This window comes from Paenibacillus gorillae (assembly GCF_000513275.1).
Taxonomy (GTDB): Bacteria; Bacillota; Bacilli; order Paenibacillales; family Paenibacillaceae; genus Pristimantibacillus; species Pristimantibacillus gorillae.
This window is the reverse complement of the sequence record NZ_CBVJ010000099.1, coordinates 67018-93096: the sequence shown is the minus strand read 5'-3', so window position 1 is coordinate 93096 and position 26079 is coordinate 67018. Positions and strand designations below refer to the sequence as shown.

The window sequence follows — 26079 nt, the reverse complement described above, 5'->3', positions numbered from 1 at the left end:
TGGCGCTGACTCCGGGGCATAATCCGGAAGCGCTCGGTGATCCTCAAATGATTCAGCTCATGAAGAACGGCGCGAACTGGGCGGTTCGGCAGAGCTAGAGAATAACAAGGGAGCGATGTGTCGGTGGGTTCGATATCGGTTGCATTAGGATTGTATTCGGTATACAAGGAGCTTCAGAGAGATCTGGAGTCGACGCTGCGCAGAGTCAAGGTTATCGGCTATGAAGGGGTGGAATTCTACGGCCCGTTCGATCACGAACCGGAGAAGATTAAAGCTTTGCTGGAGGAAATCGGACTCGTCAACTGCGGCTGGCATACGGAATGGAAATTGCTGCAGGCGGATACGATTGAAGCAACGCTGGACTACCATACCCGCGCAGGAACGACTCGTATTGTTATCCCGGCCTTGGGCGGCCCTTGGGAAATCGGACATAAGCAGAGCGAGGATTGCGCGGAGGTGTGGGTGCAGTACGCAGCTCGCATCAACGAACTTGCGAAGCTGGCAGAAGAGAGGAATTTCCGCATCGGCTACCATACCCATGCGCATGAATTCGATACGCATTTCGGAGAGCTGACACCGTGGTCGATTCTTAGCGAGCGTACCGATTCCGGCGTCATTCTAGAGCTGGATACGGGCAATTGCATTGAAGCGGAGGCGGATCCCGCTCAGGTTATTGGGGATCATCCGGGAAGAGTAGAGCTTGTGCACTGCAAGCCGTTCTCCGGCAAGCTTGGTCACGAGACCTTCATCGGCAGCGCTACGGATGACAACGACTGGCCGGCTATTCTTGAGGCATGCATTCGCTCGGGAACCGAGTGGCTGATTGTAGAGCATGAATCGGAGACCGAGTATCCTCAGTTCGATGGCACGGAACGGTGTTATGCCGGAATGATGGAGCAGTTGAGCCGGCTTCAGGCGGATGAAGACAGAGGAATTTAGCAGACCATAGATGTGACATTTAGAGGCTGAGAAGCCAGTGGGAGAGGTTATGGTGATACAGACAAATCAAGCGATCAGATTCACGGGCCAGCAGCAAGCGTCGCTTGTGCAGTGCGATTGGGATTCGTCGCCGCTTGCGTCCGATGAAATTATAGGACGAACGATCGTATCGCTCGTTTCGAACGGCTCGGAGATGGGCGCTTACAAGGACTACACCGGGGGAATGAAGTATCCGGTAGAGACCGGCTATGCCGCTATTCTTGAGGTGCTCGAGGTAGGGGAAGGCATTACGAATGTGAAAGCAGGCGAGCGTGTTCTTGCGTTGTCCCCGCATCAGGCGTACAGCCGGGTCAAATTCAATGATTATATTCCCGTGCCGGAGGGAATGAAGCCGGAGCATGCCGTGATCGGCCGATTCCCGGCCGTATCGATGACTTCTATGATTCATTCCAGAATCCGTCCGACGGAATCGGTTATGGTAACGGGACTTGGCATCGTGGGCCTCATGTGCGCTCAAGTCATGCAGCACTGCGGCTATGAGGTTTATGCCTTCGATCCGAACGAGGGCCGCAGGGAAACCGCCCGCTCTTGCGGGTTGCGACATGTTCATGCCTCGCCGGAAGAAGTGCCGCTATTGAAAGGGACCGCCGGTTTGGCGATAGACTGCTCAGGCAGGGAGGAAGCGGTGTACTCCTTGCTTGACAACCTGCGCAAAGGCGGTGAGCTTTATTTGGTCGGCGTGCCATGGTTCCGTTCGACGGACAAGTTCGCGCATGATTTGCTGCGGAGCATTTTCTATGGATACGTCCAGGTTAATTCGGGTTGGGAGTGGTCCCTTCCGCGACATTCTTCGGAGTTTCATCCCAACAGCAATACCGGCAGCATCAGGAAAGCCATGGAATGGATTCGCGATGGGCTGATTCAGGTCGAGAACATTTATGAGAGCTATGCGCCAAGCGCATGTGGAGAAGTGTATGCGGGAATCGCAGACGGTGCATTGACGAAACCATGCGTTATTTTTGATTGGAGCTGAGACGATGTATACGACAACTAAAAAGCAGGGTATCCATCATGTTTGCTTAAAGACTAAGGATATAGAAAGTACAGTCAAGTTTTATATGGAAGGACTCGGTGCACGCTTTGTCGTGGAATGGGGCAAGGACGGAGAAGAGGATCATGCGGTGCTCGTGGATCTGGGTGACGGAGATTTTCTGGAAATCTACGAAACGAAAAGGGAATTTATCGATGGAATGTGGGAGCATCTTGCGGTTCGCACAGCGGATATCGAGGAATCGGTACGTCGGGCTGTGGCGGCGGGAGCAACGCCTCTTGGCGTTCCGCGCCATAGCAATATTCCAACCCGTGCAGGTGAAATCGTCAGCTTGAGCTTCTCCTATGTTCGCGCGCCCGGCGGCGAGCTCGTTGAATTCATTCAGGATGACGCTTAAAACAGACCGTTCGCAGGAGGAAACACCATGGAGAAGTCTGTACTGGCTATTGATTTCGGAGGAACCAAAATCTTGATCGGAGAAGTTTCGCCAGGCGGTGAAGTGCTCGGAAGCAAGGTTTATGAATCCGAGGTGGTATCGCAAGAACAAGTGTTTGAGATGTTGACGGCAGCCCTAGAAGATTACATCAAGGAAGTGGGACTGCAGCGCGAAGCAGCGGCAATCGGTATCGGTGTAGTAGGACGGGTCAATACGAGCGAGGGGATCTGGTTCGAAATCGATCCTTCCAGAAGCCGGCCGATGGAGCTCGCCCGGAGAATCGGCGAGCAGTTCGCATTGCCGTGCACAATCGGCAACGATGTCTACTGCGCAACGCTTGCAGAGCAGGAATGGGGCTGCGGCACCTATTCGGACAATTTTATTTATATGAATATCGGTACAGGGATTGCTGCGCGCAGCGTAGTAAACGGCAAGCCGATTATTGGCGGGCATTTCAATGCAGGCGAGGTTGGGCATCATGTCGTAGATAATAATAGCGATGTTCAATGTGTATGCGGAAGAAAGGGCTGCGTGGAGCCGCTCGCTTCCGGTCTCGGGATGCACAATCGGATCGTTGCGCTGAAGCCGACTTATCCCGATTCGGTCATTGTCATCCCGGACGAAGGCCGGGTAGACGTCGCAGACATTTTTGCAGGCTACGATCAAGGTGATCGGCTCTGCATCGAGGTTGTGGATACCGCGCTGCAGGCTGTAGCAGATACGATTATGAATATGGTCCGCTTCTCCGATCCGGACACTGTCGTGCTTGGCGGCGGCGTTGTTAGCGGGAGCTGGTTTGTGGATAAGCTGCAGTCCCGGCTGCAGGCGAAGACGGTGCGTTTCGTTATTAACGGTGTGAAGAAGTCAACAATCGACGAGGCCTTTATCGGATTGAAGGGGGCCTCAAGGCTCGCTATACGGTCGATGACCATGCAGGAAGCGTAACAGGGGGAGGGATAACGAATTCATGGCAACGAAAATAGCACGTGAGCTTGAACGGTCCAATCTGATTCACAGACCGCTCAAGGTGGATGAGAGCGCGTCATTGGAAGCGGACAGCTTGAAGAAGGAAGTATTGGACAGGGTAGTCATTCTCGACGGGGCTGCGGGGGGCGATCGCTGGACACATAGCGGACTCGGGGCATCAAGCGTGCTTGAAGGCGGGCTGTTGCAGCTGACTTCCCCGTTTGTCATGGATACATGGCCGGAGGGTTCGCCCAGCGACGGAGATTACAGTACTTACGGGCATGTAGGCATCTATCGGACGTTCGAGCATGAAAACTGGGAGAGGTTCAACCGGATTTCCTTCGAAATTTTCCCGGACTGCAGCGGGATGTCCAACCCGCATATTCGAGTAAAAATTAAAAATGACGGCATGATCAAAATCCCTGATATTTATAATCGGGAAGGGTCCAATGTTATCAATTTGAAAAATCGCCAATGGAATGCATGCTCGATGGAAATTCCAGACCTGCCGCGGGACGGGATTACCGAGCTTGAGTTTGGCTACGATATGTACGGCAAAGACCGTGCGAGCGGCGACACGATGAAATATCTCATTCGCAACGTCTATCTGGAAAGAGTTGCCTACCCGAATATTTCAAAAGGATGGCAGCCGAGAAGTAAGGATATCATTTTTTCTCACAACGGCTATAGTGTGGACCAGCCTAAAACGATGATTTTGGCGGAGCAGCAGACATCAGCTTTTACCGTTATCGAGCTCGAGACGGGAGAGGTAAAGTTCACCGGTCCCGTTAATCATATAAGCACCTCTATCGGCAGCTTCTCCGTCGTAGACTTTTCCGCACTTAAGGAGAAAGGGAAGTACATCGTCCGGGTGGGTGAGCTGCTGACCAAACCTTTCGAGATTGGCGGAGCGGCGGACCGGTGGGAAGATTCGATCTGGAAATCGATTAATTTTATCTATTGCGAGCGCTGCGGCTGTCCGGTACACGGCATTCACGGCAGCTGCCATGGGGATATTCTTGCCCGGCATAACGGCGGCACGATCATTTTCAACGGGGGATGGCATGATGCGGGCGATGTATCCCAGCAGCTGGTGCAGACGGCAGAGGTGGCAAGCGCTCTCTACGAGATGGCCCATCAGGTGAAGGAGAGCAACTATCCGTTGTACCTTCGTCTTGTCGAAGAGGGAGAATGGGGCATAGACTTCATTCTGAAAACCCGATTCGGCGACGGCTACCGGGCAACAAGCGCAGGGATCCGAATCTGGTCGGACGGCATCATGGGCAATATGGACGATATGACGGCCCGCGTACACAACAACCCGTATGAAAACTTCATCCTCTCCGGCATCGAAGCACAGATCGCCTTGTTCATGGAGGATGGGGATCAGCTTCGGGATAAATTAGCGGCCTGCGCGGTCCAGGACTTTAATTATGCGGTGGAGCAATTCGAGCTTAAAGGCTTCGCGCCGAAGCCAATCTTCTGGGAGCATACCTACATGAGCTCGGAAAGCTTGTTCATGGCCACGGCATCCTGGTCGGCATCGCTTCAATACCGGTTGACGGGCGAAGCCTCCTATGCTGGCAAGGCTGTCGAATATTTGGACTATGTGATCGATTCGCAAGAGCTTGCCGGCATTCGAACCGACGACGGCAAGACCGTAGCCGGCTTCTTCTACCGGACGCCGGAGAAGAAGGTCGTTCAGCATTTCAATCACCAGGCTAGAGAGCATCTGTATTTGCAGGCTTTCGACGAAATTCTGAAGACGCAGCCCGAGCATGGCAAGCGCGACGGCTGGCTGGAATCTGTCCGAAGCTACGGGGAATATATCAAGTTTCTGACCGCTTTTACCGCGCCGTATCCTATGCTTTCAAGCGGCATCTACCGCGTGGACGAGAACGAGGACCGCGAAAGCTTCGCGCTCCAGCATTTGCTGGTCGGAGAAGAGGCGAAAGCGTGGTATACGGAGCAATTGAAGCAGGGCGTCCCTCTGAACGACGATTATTACTTGAAGCGGTTTCCGGTCTGGTTCTCGTTCAAGGGAAATACAGCAATCGTTCTATCTACGGGCAAGGCCGCGTCTTTGGCGGGCATGCTGCTTGAGGACCAGGAGCTGATCTCGATTGCTGAGAGTCAGCTGCAGTGGGTAGTCGGCAAGAATCCGTTCGGTCAATCGCTGATGTACGGCGAGGGCTATAACTTCGCCCAGCAGTACAGCGTGCTTAGCGGAGAAATCGTAGGCGAAATTCCGGTAGGCGTACAAACCTTCGAGAACGAGGATATTCCGTACTGGCCACAAATGAACAATGCCACCTACAAGGAAGTATGGGTTGGTCTTGCGGGCAAATGGCTGTCACTGCTCTCCGACTTGTACGCGTATGATAAGCGGCACGAGGCTTGAGCAGCATCATAATCGTCACCTTCTGTTAGATAAAGTCATTGATCTCAAAAGGGAAAACCGTTGCAAGATGGGCGGCTTTTGTTTAATCCTTTTGGAATTCAATGGCTTTTTTGTTTTTTCTAAACGCTATAATGATATAAACTAACGTTACAAATACGACGTGCGACCGACCACCGTGTGCCGCGACGGCACCGCGTGCCGGGAGATAAAAGTGGTTCTGCCGATAAAATAGATTAAAGTTAACAGGGAGGGGATTTGTCAGTCATGAAGGCTATCGTTATTGAGGGTTATAAAAAGCCGCTGCGTGTCGCTGAAATGCCGCTGTCCGAGCTTGGTGAGCATGACGTTCGAGTTGAGGTTTACGCAGCAAGCTTAAACCCGATTGATTACAAGCTGAGAGACGGACTGCTGAGAATGATTCAGAGCTATGATTTTCCGCTAATACTGGGACATGACCTAGCCGGTGTTGTTACTGCAATAGGTTCTAAAGTTAGGAAATTCAGCATCGGTGATGAAGTATACGGCAGACCTCGCGGTAGCCGGATCGGTACGCTCGCGGAATATATTTCGGTTCATGAGGACGAGGTTTCGTTGAAGCCTCATAATATAAGTTTCGAAGAAGCAGCCTCAATTCCGCTGATTGGACTGACAACCTATCAAGCTTTTACAGACGTCATGGCGCTCCAAAAGGGTCAAAAGCTATTGATTCATGCTGGAGCGGGCGGCATTGGCACATTTGCTATTCAATTGGCGAAAGCAATGGGTGCTTATGTAGCTACGACTACAAGCGAGAATGGCTATGATTTGGTAAAGCGGCTGGGCGCTGATCTCGTAATTAATTATAAGCAGGAGCAGTTTGAGCATATCATTCAAGATTACGATGCAGTGTATGACACGTTAGGCGGCGACGTCTTGAAGAAATCTTTTACCGTATTAAAGCCTCAAGGCAAGCTTGTGTCGATTGCAGGGCTGCCTGGCGGCAATTTTGCGAGAGAAGCGGGGCTGGGGCCACTGAAAACAGTATTGTTTTCGGTCGTCGGCAGAAGGATGAATGCATTAGCGGCAAAAAATAAGGTGGACTATCACTACCATTATATGAAGCCCAGCGGGCTGGATTTGTTCTCCATCAAACAACGAATAGAGGCCAATCAAATTAAGCCTGTAATCGATAAAACATTTGATTTTCACGATACGGCTCAAGCGTTTGCCTATTTGGAGACTGGCAGAGCAAAAGGAAAAGTCGTTGTGCGTGTGAAGTAAGGCAATGAAAAAGGAATTGGGGTGCGGGTTGTGTACGTAATATTAGACTCGAATATTTTGCTGCAAGATTTGGAACTGAATAATGAGCAGTTGAAAAAACTAGTTTGGTTTATGGATCTTATGGGGTTAAAGATTGCGATAACCCAAATTACACTTGATGAATGCTTTGGGAATTTCAAAATTAATAGCAACAGAGAAATTAATGAAGTGATTTCAGCCTATAAGAAATCAAGGAACCTCTACTATAACAAGGATAGGAAAAAGTCTATTCAAACAATCGAGGAGGGACTTAGATCAGACGCGAATGCAAGGCATCAATTGTATCAACAAAATGTTCGTGAATTTATAGCTAATCATAACATTGAAATTATTGATTACCCGAAGGTTGCCCATGAAAGCATAATACAGAGGATTTATGATCGGCAATTTCCTTTTAAAGACGAGAGCTGCAAGGAAAAAGGGTATAAAGACTATTTAATCATTGAAGCCATTAAGCAATGGATTTCGGAGCGGGACGTTGGAAATGTCATCTTTGTTACTAATAATGTGAAAGACTTTGTCCAAACGAAAGGCAAGAATTTTCTGCATAAGGATTATGCATGCGAAGAAATTACAGTATTTTCAAACATCAATGAAGTGTTTGACGAGCATATCGATAAAATCACATTCCAGCGAGAGGGCTCTGATTTGGGATTCGACGGTCAGTTATACTCAACAAAGCTGCTTAATTATATTAGAAATACCGAAGTCGCTCAGTGGGAGCTGCTGACGGATAGCTTTTTGAGTGATATTAGTTATGACAAGATTAATTTAATGAAAGTAGAGAGACTCAAAATCTCGGAAAGTAGTGAAGTATTTTTCATTGAAGGGAGCTTTAAATTTGAGCTGTCTATAGAGATCCAACTTGATGGTTTCACTTTAAATCTGTTAAATCAATTAAGGGGAAAAGTGAATCAAATTTTAGAAGAGAAGGGGATCACGTTTAGTGATGATTTTTGGTTAGAGAATGAACACAGTTTGAAAATGAAAATAAATGTGACAGCTTCAACTCAGCATTTGGTTAATAAAGAAGAAGATTTTAAGAGTGATTGGTTTTATAACATGGAAAAGGGATTTATATCTATATATAATACTAAGGTTTTGGAGTGACAGATGACAAAAACAGACAACCCGAGCTCTCAGGAGTTCGGGTTATTTGATAGGGGCCATGCAGTCACCCATCCAACAAGTCGGCAGGTAGATTCTTTGTTGTCGAAGGATATTTTAAACCTCATATGGAATATTACGGTAGCATGTTTTTCGTGAAGGAGGGTGGCTATGAAATGGCCCGATTTAAATGAAAGATCCATATCCAGCTTGAAAAGGTCAATTGACTGTTATCAGTCGATTCTGGAATATCAGCAGCAGAAGATGCGGGCATAGGATTGTACTAATTAATCAAGAGAAATAGGGGCGGACATAACGATGTGGGCAGAAATTGCGGCTTTCTTAAAAGCGAATTCAACAGAAACACTTATCATATCAATCGTGGGTACGATATTGGTATGGATGTACAAGCAGTTTAAAAGTATGATCGACCGTGAAGAGCAGGAGAAGCTGAAGAGCATTCAATTGAAGCAGGGGCTGTTTACGAAGCTGGAGTTAAGTATTGCAAGTGTACTTCATCTTAACAGTCAAGAGAGCAAACAACAGATGCTTGCATTGTTGGGGGAGTGCGGCCCTCATCTGACTAATATGCAGCGCACGGTAGTTAGGGATTATTATAAAAATTTTGATCCGTCGCTGTTATATTCTCTGCAAGCCTTAACGGTTAATGAAGTTGATAAGCTTAGCAAGCAATTGGAAAAGGTGACGGAGGATAATGGCGACTGGTTGGTTTATGCAAAAAGGCTGTACGCGCCAATATGGCCGCTCATACTTTTCGCAATAATTACAATGTATGTTCTATTTGTTGGAACCCTTGTTATGCAGGGGGCTGGTTGGTGGGTTAAGTTTAATTATTTGCTCTTTGGCGTTTCTATTTTTATTTCAGTAACTTTGGCTGCGGGTGTTATCTATTGGTTTTTGAAGCGTGAAATGGCGAATCAAGGAGCCAAACGTTTGGGCGCAATTGGACTGGCTATTTTTTCATCTTTGATATTCCTTTTCAATCATTTGGAATTTTCCATTATTGTGACTATCATTCAAGTTGTGATGATCGCATTTATTGCTCGTAGTAAACGGCCATCAAGTATTATCAGGCTTTAGCTGGCAGTATGTTCGATTATGGAATGGACGGCACCGCGCCATAAGGATTGAACTTATAACCTAACCGGTTGACGGTAATGATATACACGGGCTTTGCCGGATTGCTCTCAATTTTTTTGCGAAGATTGTGAATGTGGACTTTGACGGTTTCCTTGGCATAATTGACTTCGTCTTTCCACACGAGGCGATACAACTGTTCGGGATCAAAGACTTGATTAGGCTGTTTGGCGAATGCGATAAGCAACTGCATTTCTTTGGCCAGCAATTCAACAGGCTGTTGATTCAGCAGAACTATCATGCGTTCGAGGTTGATCTGCAGTCCGGGAAAATTCAAAATGCTGGTGTTGCCATTGTTATCTTTTCCTTCGAGCAAAGCACTCCAACGCAGATTAGCTTTGACGCGCAGTACAAGGTCCAGCGGATCGAACGGCTTCACAATGCAGTCGTCGCCGCCGACTTGCAAGGATCTTACTTTGTCTTCGTCCTGCTTAGTGCCGGTAATGAACAGAATGGGGCGGTGGTATTGATTTCGTATATGCTTGCAAAATTCAATCCCATCCATATCAGGCATCTGGATATCCAATAAAATAAGATCAGGCTCCTCGAGCTCTAACTGAGCAAGCGCCTGTGCGGCATTCAGTGCATTACGGACGACATATCCTTCTCGAACCAAGAATGCGGTTACAAGCTTCTGGAAGCTTGGATGATCATCGACTACCAATATGACTTTTGAGTCCATCATACACCTACCCCTTTATGTGACAAAAAGCTGCACAATTCGTCCTATTTTAGCATTTTAATAGAACTATATTCAATCACCTATTTCTTAGTAAAAGTATCGATAGGCAGTTTAAAGTAAAATCGGCTGCCTCGGCCCTGTTCACTTTCCACCCCAATGGTACCGCCATGAAGTCCGATAATTTCTTTCGCAATGGCGAGCCCTAGACCGCTCCCGCTTTTAGGGTCAGCCGGGTCTACCTTATAAGCCCGGTTAAAAATAGAATCGAGATGCTCCGGAGCTATGCCTCTTCCTTCATCCGATACGCATACCAGCACATGCTCCTTATTCGAGCTGGCTGACAAATGAATCGTGCTCCCGTCCGGTGAGAACTTGCATGCGTTGTTTACGAGATTGGTCAGCACGCGCTTGATCTGGTGAGCATGAATCTTAACGACAGCTTGCGGATCAACCGAAACTGAGCATTTGTGTTGAAGCCCCGCCATTTGAATGTAGGATTGGAGCGGATCCAATTGGCTTGAGATCCAATCCGCGAATGGAACAGATTCAAGCTCTGATGTTTCGTGAGTTTGCTTCAGGAGGCTCAGTTCAAACATCTGATCGATGAACGTGTTGATCTGGAGCACTTCGCCATACATCGATTTCAGCATACTGTCATTCCCGTCTGGCTCAATCTCGATGCCATGAATCATCGCTTGAATGCCGCCCTGCACGATCGTAAGCGGTGTACGAATGTCATGGGAGATATTCTGCAGCAGCTCATTGCGTGCTTGTTGAATTTGCTCGTTCAATTTCATCTCCTGAACGGCGTTCTCTTTATCCAGGCGAGACTGCCTAATCTGATAGGACAACGCAATTGAGAACATGAGGAACTCGGCAATCGATCCAAATTGAAAACCATAATGGGTTAAAAAGCTTTCTTGCATCAGGCTATATGTATTCAATATGGTAGGGGCAGCCAATCCAAGGAAAGGAATCGCTGCTAGAATGACATACCGTGCTATCAGATTTCCTCTGTACATGCACCAAAACGTGCTAATCACAAGCAGTATCGCCAACAAGGATTCGTATAAAATAACGAGTATTTCATAACCCGGCAAATGGAACAAAGAAGCTGCGACAACAATAGGAGACATGATGATTAGCGTCCGGTACACGATCATCATGCGCGGAGCGTAGACTTCGATCTGAAGGATTTTGTTCAGGAACAAGACGCCGAACCAAAGAGCTAGATTAAAGAAGAAATAATCAATACTCTCATGATTGCCGAATAGACGAAGCAAGCTCGCCAATGCCTGGCTATCTGCTCCAAGAAATTGCTGCAATAATCCGTTCCACACGAGCTGCGATATGCTGAAGCAAATGATGTATAGCGAATAATATAAATAAACCGACATGCGATTGAATGCATACAGGGATAACATATAGACGGCCATCAACAGCACAAACCCGTAATAGATGCCGAAAAATATATATTCGTTTTTCAGCTTGCCAAGGAAAGTGTTGTTATCCATCAGTTCGATCGGAATAATCATGGAGCCGTTAATGACGACTCTCATATAAATGGTCATAGAATCGTTCGTAGGCAGTTGAAAATAATAAGAGTAGAAGTGCTCGTCGGTTTTCCCGACAATTTGGGAGTTCATAGGACTGTCAGATTGTCCGTGGATAATATACATATCAAACTGTTCAATGACTGAATTATTCAGCCGAATAATCCATTGCTCAAGCGGAGATTCATTGATTACCGTCGTTCGGATCCAGTACGTTCCGGCGGTTAAGCCGAAAGCGGACTTCCCGGCAGCAGGCTGAAATTGCGATTTCATTGCAGGGGATTGAATGTCTGGAAGCGTCCAACTTCCACTTTTATCGACAAGGAATTCCATCTGATTGTTGACATTATATACGCCTTCATTCTCATGCAGAATGATTTCATCACCCGAAGTCGGGGCATACGCGGCTGGAGCGAATAGTCTCCAGACGAGGGTGACACCCATGATGAGTAATATGATAGCAAGGATGAAAAATCGATTGTTTGCAATAATTGTTTTGCTCGCCATTGCGGCGAATCCCCCTCTGCGGCGCTCCGATTCCTTCAAAACTTTCACTTTATTCTATCATTTCCCTAGGAATAATACGATTTTTCGCGATAAGTCGTCACAATATAACTTTTTTCGCGAGGTTTTGGTGGGGTATCTACTATGTGGCGGATAATAGCAAATTGAAATAAGTTGGGGGATGTTCTTTAACATCTGCTCTCACGTAATTCGCCACTTCTACCTCTTAAAAATCTAGAATAAATCGTTTTCTAAAAAGATTTAGATCAATTCTCTCAGAACAAGCAAACACTTTGTTAAACCTTGTAAAATGTAAGAAAGGAAAATCAATTCACTATAGAGAAAATTAATACTATAAAATAATCCGTTGAAGGTGAATAGAACATACTCAATCTAATAACTCTTGAAATTACTAAACATTCACATCAGTAAATTGAAGGTAGAAGTGAGTTTTAAGCCCAATTTTCTCTTTGAAATAGATTGAACACTATACTGGAGGCTCAGCATGTCATTACCGAAACCCATTTCGCAAATGTTTAAGCGAAAACAAAAATCGTATAAGATGATACTCATTTTAGCTTTATTAGAAGAGTTGAAAATTTCTAGTCAAGATCGAGTTTCCTTCGATAAGGTGAAACAACGATTCCTTAACTATTTTATAGCAGAACAAATAAAAGGAAACTTCGTGGATAAACCATCAGGGCGTGACAAATGGGCTGATGTTCCTCCTAGTCAGCTTAAGGATATTGTGAACAGCCCTGTTAATGCTCTCTCTAATATCTTGTTTATAAATCCTGAGGATAATTCAATAGGATTCCATCAGCAAATTCGAAATCAGTTAGACGATAATGAATATCTCGAACTGGAGCAGTTAGCGAAGGAAGAATTACAAGCATATAATTCAGCATTGCAACAGTTTTCTCTACAAGGAAATTTAGAAAACATAATGGCAAATTACGTTCAGGCCAAAAGTATGGATTTTAAAGGCCATCCGTTAGGTGCATTATTCCGGCAGACCCTTCCCACTAAACTAAAGGCACTGCCATTTCTGGATGAACAATTTTATAAGTTTGAAGGTTCTATAGGGAAAGGTAATTGGGCTGATGTGCCTTGGCTTGCTGTATTAGATAAACGAATCACGGATAGTATTCAGCGTGGGGAATATGTCGTTTACTTATTTGCTAAAGACATGAGTGCTGTTTATTTAACGCTTGCTCAAGGAGTGACGGCACCTAAAGAAAAAGGCCTCAAGGAAGCGTACACCTACCTTCGAAACAAAACTAATGAAATTCGTGAAATCATTCCACTGGAACACATGAACAAGGATGAGAATATACAGCTCAAGGGTAGTGGTTTAGGACAAGATTATCAGGTGTCGACGATTGCCTATGTAAAGTACGAACGAGGAAAAGTACCCTCTGACGAGCAACTTATCCTAGATCTCCAGAACGTAGTAGAGAATTACCGGAATTACGTTGAAGGGTATGTATTGAATGAAACTGCAAGCGCTATGGAGGTTGAGCATGTGAAGGAGTACGTGGAGCTAGCATCAGAACCAATAGGAGATAACCAAATTCTCACTGTTCTCCAACAAATTAAAAATCATATCAATCGAAAAGGCTTCTTTTTCCCAGAGATGCTTATTGAGAACTTCTATCTAGCCTTGAAAGCTAAGCCCTTCGTCATTCTGGCTGGAATATCTGGTACGGGAAAAACTAGGCTGGTGAAGCTGTTTGCCGAGGCATTAGGTGCGACTAGGGAGAATGGACAGTACACGCTTATTCAAGTCCGGCCAGATTGGAGTGATCCTTCGGATTTACTTGGATTCAAGGATCTGTCGGGCAGATTTCAGCCAGGCCCTCTGACGAAAGTATTTGTCGAGGCTCGTCAGCCGGAGAACCAGAATAAGCCTTATTTTGTTTGCTTAGATGAGATGAATTTGGCACGGGTCGAACATTATTTCAGCGATCTGTTGAGTGTGCTGGAAACACAGGATTGGCAAGAGGAAAGCATCCGTACGCAGAGCCTGTTGTCTCACGTCATACTGGACTTTGCCGAAGATCAGATGCGTTACGGCGACTTATCGATACCGGAAAATGTGTTCTTGATCGGAACGGTCAATATGGACGAAACAACTCATCCCTTCAGTAAGAAGGTGTTGGATCGTGCTAATACCCTAGAATTTAACTATATTAATCTTCGGCAATATCCAGAGTTGGGAACATTAGAAGAGATAGAGGAGGTCACTGAGCTTCCTAAGACAAACCATCTATTCCTGCGATCTGACTATTTGCAGTTGATTGATGCTTACAACTCTTATCAAGAACTGGTTGTTCGCACGACGGACAGACTTATAGAGGTTAATACGCTTTTGGAGGATATTCATGCTCATGTTGGGTTTCGGGTTCGGGATACAATCTGCTTCTATATGATCTATAATGAACGTTTCCAACTTCTTAACGAGGATGAGGCTTTTGATTGGCAGTTGTTGCAGAAGATACTGCCACGTCTTCAGGGAAGTCATTCCTCTTTGCGCCGTGTATTATTGAATTTGATCAAGCTAGCATTAGGAAGTAGTAGTGGCGTAACGGTCAATCTTCAGGAGCTAATGGAGGATTCCTATCCACTATATTCGAAATGGAATTCCGGTCAGACTCCGCCTGAAGCAAAACTTCCCCACAGTGCACGCAAATTAGCTTACATGCTTAGGAGGTTAGAGGAGGATGGCTTCACCTCATATTGGCTTTCTTAATCAGACGGTGGAATTGCTCCGTGTCGACACGGAGCTTTTTGTCTTATACATACAGGGGCGTCCCTATCATCCGAAGGCAGAAAGACTGAAGCTTCATCGCAACCAAGAGCTAGAATGGGTACAGGCAGAGTTTTCACTAGAATGTTCTCCGCATGTTGGAGAGGCACGGATTTTAGTTTTCTCACCGGAGGCAGGCGATTTAGTGGAGTGGAGACCGGGAGAAACAGTGCTTCCATGCTTTTATGAAAATCAGGGTTATGAAATGGTGATTGAGAAGAAGCACGAATCAACAATTGTTTTCTATCATGAGCAAGCATCGCTGCGACAGGCTATTAAGCCTCTGGGTGATTCGATTCTGGCAGGCGTACTAAACTTCGGCAATGAGGTTGGCTTGACGGAGTGGGAGATTCAGGATGAAGGACGAACGTTACTACGCGTGGTAATGGAGATTTTTCCGTCCAAAATGGATTATAAGCGTGACTACCAGAACCTATTAAATGAAGTAAATGGACAGATTTATAATTTAGCGTTTGATTTTCTACGCAAAACCTATCAAATGACTGGTCAGCGAGAGACAAAGCATCAGAGTTTAAGCGAGTTTTTTGGGATACTTCAGCATGTGTTTCGTCAGCTTGTGGACGCTGTGGATCGTATGAAGGCTCATCCTCATCATAAGCTTAGTCAGGAGTATCGTTTAGTTGACGCCAATCGAATCAAGAACGTTGGGAAAGAAAACATTCGTGAGCTAGCAAAGCATCCCGAGCGATTGATAGAAGACAGAAAAGGAGTTATCCGGATTGGAGACCGTACCTATTCGGCTACGCACTTGGTAGAAAAGCGTAAACAACTCTCTTATGATACGAATGAGAATCGGTTTGTCAGCTGGATGCTAGATCGAATTGTAGGTAAGCTGAAGGAACTAAAGAGGCGCTGGAATCGGAATAACCGCACCTCAGATCCGTTGTTACTGAGTCGGATAGACCGGATGGTAGCACAAGTAGATCGGTTGTTGAAGACAGACTTTTTGCAAGAAGCAAGTTCACTAAAGCAGATGTCAATAACACTGGTACTACAGATGGCCCCTGGCTATCGCGATGTGTATCGCTGCTACTTGATGCTGATGAAGGGATTGTCCATTCAGAGCGATCTGTTCCGCTTATCGATGAAGGACGTGGCACAGCTATACGAGTATTGGTGCTTCCTGAAGCTGAATGAGCTCTTGGGGCGAAAATACAAAATAGTAAAACAGGACATTATCCAGGTGAACCGAAGTGGTATCTTCGTTACCTTAGATCGTTCGCGTAGCGCGCAGATGGTGTATGAGAACCCGGTGAATGGAGAGCAATTTATTTTATATTATAATTCACTTCCTGAGTCGGAGAAGACACCTACTTTAAACCAACGTCCAGACAACGTTTTAACGCTGAAGAAGAAAGATGCAGGCAAGATTAAAGAGTACAAATACGTATTTGATGCCAAATATCGTCTTAATGTAGCAGATGCAGGAAGTTCCTATCATAGGTCGTACGGTCAACCTGGCCCTGAAGAAGAGGACATTAATACGATGCATAGATACCGAGATGCAATCGTCTACCAGGAAAAGGGTACTGGAGATTACGAACGTAGTATGTTTGGAGCATATGTATTGTTTCCATATCCAGATGAACAACTATATAAGGATCACCATTTTTACAAAAGTATTGAGTTGCTTAATATTGGGGCATTCCCGTTCCTCCCGAATTCGACGAGCCTTGTGGAGAAATTCCTGGATGAAATTATTAAAGACAGCCCGGAAAAGGCATTCGAGCGTTCCGCACAGCCGCGTGGGACTAAAGAGTATTACGCGGATAAGCTCTCGAAGAACAACGTAATGGTTGGTTCGGTCAGGGGACCGGATCAGGTGGAGAAGGCACTTGAACATGCTTTTTACCATGTACCACTGGAGAATTTGGCTGATGCGACGATCCTTACACAGCTTGAATATGTGGCCATCTGCCAATCAAGAAAAAAATTCAGTGATCCTGCTAAAACAGGTATTCATTGGGTTGGTACAATAGCTGATTGGACAGTAGTAAGGCGTGAAGAGATTAAGGAAATCCCCAGTCGTTTCGGGGCGGAGAAGAAACTGTATGTACGTTTTACGATTGCAGAATGGAAGCGACTGGAGACGCCTATCGCTTTAGGAGGACAGGGCATCTATACTGTACTATACACAAGCAAATATATCCTGGATCGAGCACATGAAATAGCGGAGCTACGCTTGGAAACGGAGCAGGATTTGAGAGAGTGGCGGGAGAAGCGCAGACTGGGCAAGGTTAAGGTAAAGCTCGATCATCAGGAGTTTGTGGATCTGGGAAGAGTGATAGAGGTGGAGCATGTTGATGAAACAAACGAGCACTAAGTATGATGAAAATTGAACAGCACTTAACAGTGAAGAGCACATAACATTGATTGCCGATAATCAGTGTCGTCGTAACTGTATTTATATTTGATGTTTATAAGGGGGAAATGGAGAGATGAGAGGAACGAAGTACATTTTTCATAAAGATTCAAAAGGAGATTTAAATAGTTTGTTTGAAATGGAACAAGATATTGATCAATATTTTTCCAGGTCCCCAATTTTCAAACTATCTAGAAAAAAGGCCTTAAGGGAAGTATTGACTATTCATTCAGAATTGACTTTTATGCATGTAATCGGTGGAACAAAAGCTATCTCTGACTTTAGCTTTGATCTTGATGATAGAAATAATGAAGTAATGATTCAAGAATCTTTAAAGTGGGCATTAAGGCTTATTCATAAATTTTGTAAAGAAGAATCTGAAGGAAAGGTAATTAACCCATCAAGGAAAGAAATAATGGATTTCTTAGTTCATTGTTATAAATTTGATTTGTTTAAAAACATGTTATTTTCTGCAGGTAAAGGTGGTTATATTATTAATTTAAATGATAGTAAAATTACCTTTATCTCTTCAAAAGAGGAAGGCGACTTCTTAGCTTATAATGCCTGGAGACAAGCGCTAAGAGAACGGGAACAGTTCAATAGTATCAAGAATAATAGTAGAGAGGCATTACAAGAAGTTCATCTTAATGAATTTAGTATGCCTGAAGAATGGAATCTTGGTAGCTACACATTGGGGCAGTTCAAAGAAGTCAGTATGCGCCTGGATAAACTTATTTCCACTTGGTTCTTGAATCACCATAAACACCTGGAAGCCTCCTTAGTTATTGGGAAATATAAAGCAACTGAAGTAGTTAAAATAAATCATAAAAACTGGTGGATAGATCAACTCGTTCGATTAACTAGTCTGCATCCTACAATAGTGGAGAATATTATTGATGATATGACCTACGAAAATTTTAACAATAATGATCCATCTTATCAGTTCTTTATTCCATTAAGTAACGGTGAGTTGGCTTTACCAGTTGGGTTTGCAGCAAATTTTGTAAGATATGAAAGAAACCTAATGGCGTTATTACCTAAAAGAAATCAGAAATTGTTTAGTCAGCTCACGAATGATTGTGAGAATCAGCAAATTAATATCATTAAAGAAAGTCTAAAAGATTTTAATATTGTAACTTTAGAGAAACAGACGAAAGCTCAAGATAAAAGAAAAGGTATAGACTTAATGGTCTTAGATCCCGAAAGTCTGGAGCTCTTAGTCATAGAATTAAAGTGGAGGGTTCCTCCTTCAAGTACCAGAGAAATGTATACAACTGATGAAGCTGTAATGAAAGGACTACAACAAATACAAGAAGCGGAAAATTGGGTCAATGTAAATTTAAACACAGTTTTATCAGATTATTTGGGAAAAGAGTATTTTCATTTAAACCCATCTCATCAATCATATTGTGTGGTGGTAAATGAAAATATTGGAACCGGGGATCATTGTAATTCGTCAGTGCCTGTTATTACATTAGATCATTTAATAGAGCTGCTGAGAAAAGGAATTAAGAGTACTATTAACACTTTAGAAAATGGAGAACATCGCGTACCTAGGGAATACATCAATATAAAACCGATTAGTTTCGATTTGTTTGGTTATAGAATTGAATTTCCTACTACTGAACTATTAGGAACATGGTTAGATAAGACACTTCCGGAAAAAAGAACTAGATGGTTTCATTGAATGGTATATAACATTTTTTAGTGACCATGTTTATGAAAATTAATATAAGTGTTTATAATTTTAATGTAGCTGTGCTCCTTGAAGGATTACTTATGTATGAAAACCTTTCTTTTCTTTGAGAAGCTCATTTGTTCATGGTGTTATAAGGAAAGGTAAATGCTCATTAATAAATGATAAATAATAAATCAGGTTTGCCCTTTCATTGAAAGTAGTTATGATATCCCTTTGTGTTATAGAGAAATTGTTCTTCTTTATTGTATTATAGATAACACAATCTCTAATCACTTAACTATTATTTAATTCAAGGAGAAAAACATTGGCCTGGAGCAAACTAAAACAAAATCTAGAGAGCTTTCTCTGTCCTGCGTTACACGGAAGGGTTGAATACCGTGCAACCAGCTACCGTTATTTACTCGATAAAGCAGGCATTTGCTATATCGCAGTAGATAAGAAGAATGTACTCAATATGAGCGATACAACGAACCCGATCAGATGGTATCAGACGGAGCAGGATATTAAGAATGATCCAGATATCCAAATTCCTATCACGCATGAAGAGATTGAAGCCGTCAGAAAAGATACCAAGGGGACTGTTCCGGAGGACCGTCTGAAAGTAATTGCAAGAAACAGAAAAATACAAGTACACGCAAAAGAGCTTTTATCCGCACAGTCAGCATTGAGTAAATCAAACTTTATCACTGTAGCGACTAAGTTCCTCGCCAGTTCTATTGAAGAAAGCATAGAGAGCGATGATATTTTATTGAATGTTCTGGCTTTGGTGGATAGACGCGTTGGGAAAAAGCGGATTTTAAATATGAGAGATACGATAAAACTGAAGCATCCAATTGTGCAGTATTTTTATGAGCTGCGGGTAAGTACGTCCTGAAGATAAATTAACACATTCCCTCGTCATTATACGCCGCTTTTTCTTTTACTCTTTATACTTAGACACAACCTTGACTTCCCCACCCCCAATCCCTTATAATCCCAATAACTTGAATATTCGGAAAAAAGCGATGAAGAGAAAGAGTACCAAGGTGAAGTCTTTGTACAGAGAGCCCCGGCTGCTGAAAAGGGGTAAAGAATAACCTTGGGAATATGGTCTTGGAGCTGCGCATCGAAACCTCATGAGGTTGTAGGCTGCGCCGGAACCCCGCACCCGTTAACGTGCTAGGGTATAAACGCGAACCGCGTCGTACCTGAAGAGGTCAATGCCGTAAGGCATCTGATAAAATTGGGTGGTACCGCGTGAGTTCAGCTCTCGTCCCTTTGGGATGAGGGCTTTTTGTTTTGTCCACAAAAAAAGGAGGGGCTTACATGGGGAAAGTATTTATCGGCGGGGCATGGCCTTATGCCAACGGTTCATTGCATTTGGGGAGGCTGGCAAGCCTATTGCCGGGAGATGTGCTGGCGCGTTATTTTCGTGCCAAAGGTGAAGAGGTGCTGTATGTATCAGGCAGCGATTGCCACGGTACGCCAGTTGCAGTTCAAGCCATCCAGGAGGGCGTCTCGCCAGGGGACATCGCGGACCGGTACCATCAAGAGTTTATAGCGTGCTTTGAGCAATTGGGGTTCACCTATGATCTATACACCCGAACGGATCAGCCGTTGCATCATCAGGTCGTGCAGGAGCTATTTTTGAGCCTGCTGAACAATGGATACCTGTATAAGAAGACAGTCCTGCAAACGTATTGCGAGACCGATCAGCGTTTTCTGCCGGATCGATACGTGGAGGGGACTTGTCCGGTATGCGGCAATCGCGCTAGAGGCGATCAATGTGACTATTGCTCAACCCTGCTCGATCCATCCGACCTGACAGACAAGACCTGCAAAATCTGCGGCAATCCTCCCGTTGATCGTCCGACCGAGCATTTCTACTTGGCGCTCTCCCGATTCCAGAAGGAATTAACGCAGTATGCGGCCGAGTCGCAAGGCTGGAAAGATAATGCCGTACAGTTGACCCGGCGCTACTTAGAGGAAGGGCTGCAGGACCGCGCGGTTACCCGAGATTTGACCTGGGGCGTGGACGTTCCGGTTGAAGGCTTCGAGGATAAAAAAATCTACGTCTGGATCGAAGCCGTCAGCGGCTACTTATCTGCCAGCAAGCAATGGGCTGCGGAGACAGGCGGCAGCTGGGAGGACTTCTGGTCTCTAGATCAGACTGACCTGACCGCTTATTATGTGCATGGCAAAGATAATATTCCGTTCCATGCGGTCATTTGGCCTGCTCTGCTCATGGGCGCCGGGGGATTGCATTTGCCCGATCGGATCATTTCCAGCGAATATATGACCCTTGAAGGGAAGAAATTCTCGACGAGCAACAATTGGGCAGTCTGGGTGCCGGATATGCTGACCCGCTATCAGCCGGATTCCATCCGTTATTTTCTGATCGCGAACGGCCCTGAGAACCGAGATACCGATTTTTCATGGCGGGAATTCATCAATAGCCATAACGGTGAATTGCTTGGCGCCTTCGGTAATTTTGTGAATCGTACGCTGGCCTTCATCGACAAGTCATTCGATGGACGTGTTCCGAACGGCGAGCCCAGCGAGGCATGGGAAACTGCAATTCAGCAGCTGTATGACAAGTCCGGAGCACTGATCGAAGCGGGCCGGTTAAAAGAAGCCATCGAACTTATTTTCAGCTCCGTTCGGCAGGCTAACAAATTCTTTGACGAGCAGAGGCCCTGGGTACAGATCAAGGAAGACCGGGCAGCATGTGGCTTCACATTAAACACTTGCGTGCAGATCATAGCGAATCTGGCTAATCTGCTGAATCCGTTTCTCCCTTTTGCCTGCGAACAAATTAGAGGATTTCTCAGCCTGCCGCATCCGGCATGGACGATAGCCTCGGTTCCGGCCAACCAGAAAATTCACAATCTGAAGCTTTTATTCCAGCGCATCGACGTCAGCCGGATCGAGGAAGAAACCGCGGCGCTGGAGCGGTACAAGCGATAGTAGATTTAATAATAAGGGCCCATCTCTCAAGATGGACCTTTAACTTTTTTTGCATCTGATCACACATAGGTTCTTAGGACTTGATGCCGCTATTCCAAGTTGGCTCAATGTTTCCGCGTGGTCTACGATTGGAGCTTTGGGACCCTGTAGTCTATTTCAGGTGAATTAAATTCCAGATTGGGGGGATTATAACACGGAATTTAGTGGAAAAGAGACAAGGGGTGCAGTATGGTCGATTTCACGGATAACAAGGAAAAAACGGACTATACAAGCCAGCTTGAGATCTTGTCTTCCGCTATCCCTGTTCACGTTCAAGATGCTGTTAAACAGCTGAAGGCCAACTATTTTCAACATGTGGATGATCTCTTCGTCCGTTATGACAACATCGGCTCATCGCCATCCGCCCTTGTATATATCCATACCATTGTAAACTCGAACGTCTTGGAACGAGATCTGCTTCCTTATTTGAATCAGGCGATCGAACATGCGGACAGAGACAAGGCGTTGTTTGATCGGTTGAAGCAGTACATTCCGATCGGACACATTAATCAAACAACAGACATGGCTCAGGTCGCCAACATGCTTCTGCAAGGAGAGGCAGCTCTCTTTATCGAAGGGGAAACGAATGCTTATTTGTTCCAAACAAAGCTTATTTACCAGCGGGCCATCGAGGAGCCGTCTACTGAACCAAGCACCTCCGGCTCCAAAGAAGGCTTTAACGAAAGTCTGGATACCAATGTAGCCCTCTTGCGTCAGCGCATTCGTACCCCGTTGTTTAAGAATAAGAAGTATACGATCGGCAATTTGACGCAAACACGCGTTGTTGTCGCTTATATAGAGAACGTGTCTAATCCGGCCATTATTGAGGAGGTTGAGAAGCGTATCAGGACTGTAGAGCTCGATGCCCTTCAGTCCAGCCATCAACTGCTCGAGTTTATCCAAGATCAGCCGTATAGCTTGTTTCCGCTTATGGCCAAGACGGAGCGTACAGATCGAATTGTTCATCACTTACTGAACGGCGGATTCGCGATTATCGTGGACGGGACGCCTTTTACGGTCTATGGACCCATCAATTTTCTGGAACTGCTCCATGCTCCTGACGATTATAATTTTTCGGCTTGGGCGGGTACATTTTTTCGAATGCTGCGGTTTACAGCGATGTTGATTTCAATTTTTATGCCTTCGCTTTACGTTGCCCTGAGCAGCTTCCATCCCGATTTGCTCCCGACTTTCCTGACCTACAGTATTATTGCCGGACGGGAGCGGGTTCCGTTTCCTTCAATCGTCGAGGTGCTTCTTATGGAAGGCACATTCGAGATCCTTCGGGAAGCTGGCATTCGTCTGCCTAAAATCGTGGGCAGCACCATTAGCATCGTTGGCGCGTTGGTTATTGGAGAGTCCGCTGTAAGTGCAGGCATCATCAGCCCGCAGATGGTTATTATCGTGTCCATCACCGCCATTTGTTCGTTCACGATCCCGAACTACAGTCTGGGCATCGGTCTGCGTGTAATCCGGTTCATTTTCATTTTGCTTGCGGGTTTTTTAGGTTTTTTCGGCATCGTATTCGGCATGATGTTTCTATACTTGCATTTAACCGGTCTCAAATCTATCGGTGTGCCTTACTTGACGCCAGTTGCTCCATTTCGCAGAAAAGAGATGCGGGACTCGCTGCTGCGTTACCCCGCCCCCAAGCTGAACAACTATTCCGAATATCTGGCGGAAGACAGCAGCCGGCGCCGGTTCCCTGACCCCCAACCACCACCACGTAACAGGGAGTGAACAGAATGAACCTTTCTGAGAAAATGACACCATTACAGGCAGCGAGCTTGCTCGCATTGCTTATCGCGACCCAGAACTATATATTTGCCCCCGCGCTTATGGCCCGTTTCGCCCATGAGGATATGTGGATTTCATCCTTGTTGGCCGCGGCGGCGGCATTTCTTTTTTGCCTATATGCGGTTTGGCTTGCCGGTCAATTCCCGAATCGCACGCTGATTCAATTTCTGTCCGTCTTGCTCGGCCGCTGGGTGGGGAAAGCGATAGGCGCCTTATATTTGGTGTACTTTATTTGCCTGACCGTCATTTATGTTCAAACGCTGGCAACCAGCTTCAAGGTACTCTTCCTGCCAATGACGCCCCTTATTGTGTTCATCGTTCTTATCATTTTGTTTTGCATGTACGGGGCAGCTCAAGGAATCAGCGTTTTAGGCCAAATGAGTACGCTGCTTATTCTTGCGCTGCTTGTGACCTTGCTGCTGTTGTTCGTAGGCACGCTTCCGAGCGTTGAGATAACCAACTATATGCCTATCGGACAAAACCGTTGGTCCAATATTTTTTATGCCTCCTTATTCAATCTGACTTCCTTCACTCAGAGTATCGTGATTACGATGCTGTTTGCATTTGTTCGTGCCGACAAGATGAAATACGCTAAGAAATACGTGATCTGGGGAAGTGCGCTCACTTTCGGTGTGACCAGCTTGATTGTGATCGAGGAGGTCGGTGTTTTCTCTCCGAATCAATTGGAATTGCTGACGTTTCCGACGGTTGAGCTCATCACCCTGTTCAATTTCGGCACCTTCTTCGAACGAGTGGAGACGATATTTGTATCCGTATGGGGAGCTGCAATGTTTCTGGTTATCGGCATGCTATTTACAAGCAGCCTGACTGCGATCCGTCACTTGCTCGGCCGATCTGAAGGATCAGCGTCCAAATGGCTTGTGCTTTTATACGGTGTCGTCATTTTCTTGATAAGCCTGTTCTATTTACCTAATACACAGAAGCTTTCCTATTTCATGTTGCATCAATGGACGTACTTGTCGCTATTATTTCAGGTCGGGATTCCGCTTCTACTTGGAATGGCGTGCCTAATTGCCAGAGGGAGAATGTCTCATGCCGACAACGCGGATGCTTAAAGTTGCGTTGCTGATTTGCGGATGTCTGCTCATAACGGGCTGTTGGGACCGCAGGGAGGTTAATGAAACCGTCTTTTTGACGGCGGTATCGATCGACAAAGGGAGTCGTCAGAAATATGAGATCACCTTTCAATGGGCCAATCCGAAAACCTTCTCGCAGTTTCCCTCTGATATCACCAAGACGCCGGTTACGGTCTACACCATCGAAGGAAATTCGATCGAGGAGGCGGCAGGCAAGCTAACTGAGGTCTCCTCCAGATCGCCGAGCTATTCACATTTGGAGGCTGTTGTAATTGGGAGTGAAATCGCGCGCGAGGGCATTCACGAGATTCTCGATAAGGTTGGAAGAACGTTTCAAATACGGCGGACAAAGTTTCTGCTGGTAGCTGAGAAGAAAGGAAAAGACTTGCTGCAAGCCAAAACGCTTTTTTCCATTCCTGCCTTCGATTTAAGGGAAGTGCTCTCAAGCAGCAATCGGGCCTCCACCTACACACAAGTGAGCTATAACGAATTTATGCAGCTCTATAAGGCTGTGGAGATGACCTCATTCCTGCCCATGCTGCATGCTGTCTCCTCCAAGGAGGACCGTCCCCCTAAGAAAGGTGCCCAGAACACGCTTCTGAAGGTTGAGGGAATGGCCTTCTTTCATGGTGATCGTGTCGTTTATCAGCTGGACGGGCTGCAAACGAGAATGTGGCTATGCGTTCGAGGGAAGCTCCTTCAGGGAACGCCGCTCCTTTGGAGAGAAGGCTCCCGAACGGTTGCGACCTTCAAAACCGTCTCGCAGTCGAGCAAGTTCAAATTAACTTCATCTGACTCTGCTGAGATTGATATCCATGTCACGGTTAGCACGGACGAGATTTATAGCGATGTGAACGAGTCGGGCAGGAAGGAGATGGCGAAGATGAAAGCGGGTCTGGAAGAGACGTTAGAGCGTGAGATCAGCCAGTTAATCGCGAAAACTCAGCAAAGCAGAATGGATATATTTTTATTTGATAGAGCCATTCGTATCCGTTATCCGCAGAAGTGGAACAAGCTGAAGGAGGACTGGGGGGACACGTATTCATCGATTCCGGTGAAGGTAAACGTACATGTTAAGATCGTCAATTCTGGTATGCTGACGCGCAATGCGCTGGATTAATGATATTTTTCACGTGACTAGCCCGATCGGGTCATCCGGCCTGCCGCCCCTTTCCCTATACTATTGGAGAGAATAAGGCAGGCTCGACCTGAG

18 protein-coding genes and 1 other annotated feature are annotated in these 26079 nt (G+C 45.7%); of the genes, 16 read left to right on the top strand and 2 right to left on the bottom strand.

Going from position 1 to position 26079, the window contains the following annotated elements:
- Positions 1-123 precede the first annotated feature (123 nt).
- The 8 genes from TY10_RS18600 (at position 124) to TY10_RS18565 (ending at position 9300) form a co-directional block, all read left to right on the top strand.
- Entirely contained in the window at positions 124-939 is an 816-nt protein-coding gene (locus TY10_RS18600) for a sugar phosphate isomerase/epimerase family protein (RefSeq protein WP_042166683.1), read from the top strand.
- Between the two features lie 49 nt (positions 940-988).
- Positions 989-1972, top strand: coding sequence for a zinc-binding dehydrogenase (locus TY10_RS18595; protein WP_042166682.1), 984 nt, complete (start codon positions 989-991; stop codon positions 1970-1972).
- 4 nt (positions 1973-1976) lie between these two features.
- Positions 1977-2387 carry a VOC family protein gene (locus TY10_RS18590; protein ID WP_042166681.1) on the top strand — a complete coding sequence of 137 codons (411 nt, stop codon included), beginning with the start codon at positions 1977-1979 and terminating at the stop codon, positions 2385-2387.
- A gap of 27 nt (positions 2388-2414) precedes the next feature.
- A complete protein-coding gene (locus TY10_RS18585) occupies positions 2415-3371 on the top strand; it encodes an ROK family protein (protein WP_042166680.1) in 957 nt (318 codons plus the stop codon).
- 22 nt (positions 3372-3393) lie between these two features.
- Positions 3394-5793, top strand: coding sequence for a glycoside hydrolase family 9 protein (locus TY10_RS18580; protein WP_042166678.1), 2400 nt, complete (start codon positions 3394-3396; stop codon positions 5791-5793).
- Between the two features lie 264 nt (positions 5794-6057).
- A complete protein-coding gene (locus tag TY10_RS18575) occupies positions 6058-7053 on the top strand; it encodes an NADP-dependent oxidoreductase (protein WP_042166677.1) in 996 nt (331 codons plus the stop codon).
- A gap of 30 nt (positions 7054-7083) precedes the next feature.
- A complete protein-coding gene (locus TY10_RS18570; RefSeq protein WP_162160627.1) occupies positions 7084-8202 on the top strand; it encodes a PIN domain-containing protein in 1119 nt (372 codons plus the stop codon).
- Positions 8203-8517: 315 nt separating this feature from the next.
- The gene (locus TY10_RS18565; protein WP_042166675.1) at positions 8518-9300 is read left to right on the top strand and encodes a hypothetical protein; all 783 of its coding nucleotides are present in this window, start codon (positions 8518-8520) and stop codon (positions 9298-9300) included.
- A gap of 16 nt (positions 9301-9316) precedes the next feature.
- On the opposite strand, the gene TY10_RS18560 is transcribed toward TY10_RS18565, so the two are convergent.
- Positions 9317-10042 carry a response regulator transcription factor gene (locus TY10_RS18560; protein WP_052350634.1) on the bottom strand — a complete coding sequence of 242 codons (726 nt, stop codon included), beginning with the start codon at positions 10040-10042 and terminating at the stop codon, positions 9317-9319.
- A 77-nt stretch (positions 10043-10119) separates the two neighbouring features.
- Positions 10120-12099 (bottom strand): sensor histidine kinase, encoded by a 1980-nt coding sequence (locus TY10_RS18555; RefSeq protein ID WP_042166673.1) that lies wholly within the window; start codon positions 12097-12099, stop codon positions 10120-10122.
- Between the two features lie 502 nt (positions 12100-12601).
- On the opposite strand from TY10_RS18555, the gene TY10_RS18550 reads away from it, so the two are divergent.
- The 8 genes from TY10_RS18550 to TY10_RS18515 all read left to right on the top strand — a co-directional run bounded on the left by TY10_RS18550 (position 12602) and on the right by TY10_RS18515 (position 25986).
- The gene (locus tag TY10_RS18550) at positions 12602-14848 is read left to right on the top strand and encodes an MrcB family domain-containing protein (RefSeq protein ID WP_042166671.1); all 2247 of its coding nucleotides are present in this window, start codon (positions 12602-12604) and stop codon (positions 14846-14848) included.
- Entirely contained in the window at positions 14820-17249 is a 2430-nt protein-coding gene (locus TY10_RS18545) for a restriction endonuclease-like protein (RefSeq protein ID WP_042166670.1), read from the top strand. Before TY10_RS18550 ends, TY10_RS18545 begins: the two co-directional genes overlap by 29 nt.
- A 115-nt stretch (positions 17250-17364) precedes the next feature.
- Complete coding sequence (locus tag TY10_RS18540; RefSeq protein WP_042166669.1) at positions 17365-18975, top strand: hypothetical protein; 1611 nt, start codon at positions 17365-17367, stop codon at positions 18973-18975.
- 316 nt (positions 18976-19291) lie between these two features.
- Complete coding sequence (locus tag TY10_RS18535) at positions 19292-19861, top strand: SF0329 family protein (protein ID WP_042166667.1); 570 nt, start codon at positions 19292-19294, stop codon at positions 19859-19861.
- Between the two features lie 121 nt (positions 19862-19982).
- Positions 19983-20247 (top strand) — a binding site (T-box leader).
- A 45-nt stretch (positions 20248-20292) separates the two neighbouring features.
- Positions 20293-21933 carry a methionine--tRNA ligase gene (gene metG, locus TY10_RS18530; RefSeq protein WP_042166664.1) on the top strand — a complete coding sequence of 547 codons (1641 nt, stop codon included), beginning with the start codon at positions 20293-20295 and terminating at the stop codon, positions 21931-21933.
- Positions 21934-22161: 228 nt separating this feature from the next.
- Complete coding sequence (locus TY10_RS18525; RefSeq protein WP_042166661.1) at positions 22162-23712, top strand: spore germination protein; 1551 nt, start codon at positions 22162-22164, stop codon at positions 23710-23712.
- 5 nt (positions 23713-23717) lie between these two features.
- On the top strand, positions 23718-24845 hold the full coding sequence (locus TY10_RS18520; RefSeq protein ID WP_042166659.1) for a GerAB/ArcD/ProY family transporter: 1128 nt from the start codon (positions 23718-23720) through the stop codon (positions 24843-24845).
- Positions 24823-25986: a Ger(x)C family spore germination protein gene (locus TY10_RS18515; RefSeq protein WP_042166656.1), complete on the top strand. Its 1164-nt coding sequence runs from the start codon at positions 24823-24825 to the stop codon at positions 25984-25986. Before TY10_RS18520 ends, TY10_RS18515 begins: the two co-directional genes overlap by 23 nt.
- Positions 25987-26079 lie beyond the last annotated feature (93 nt).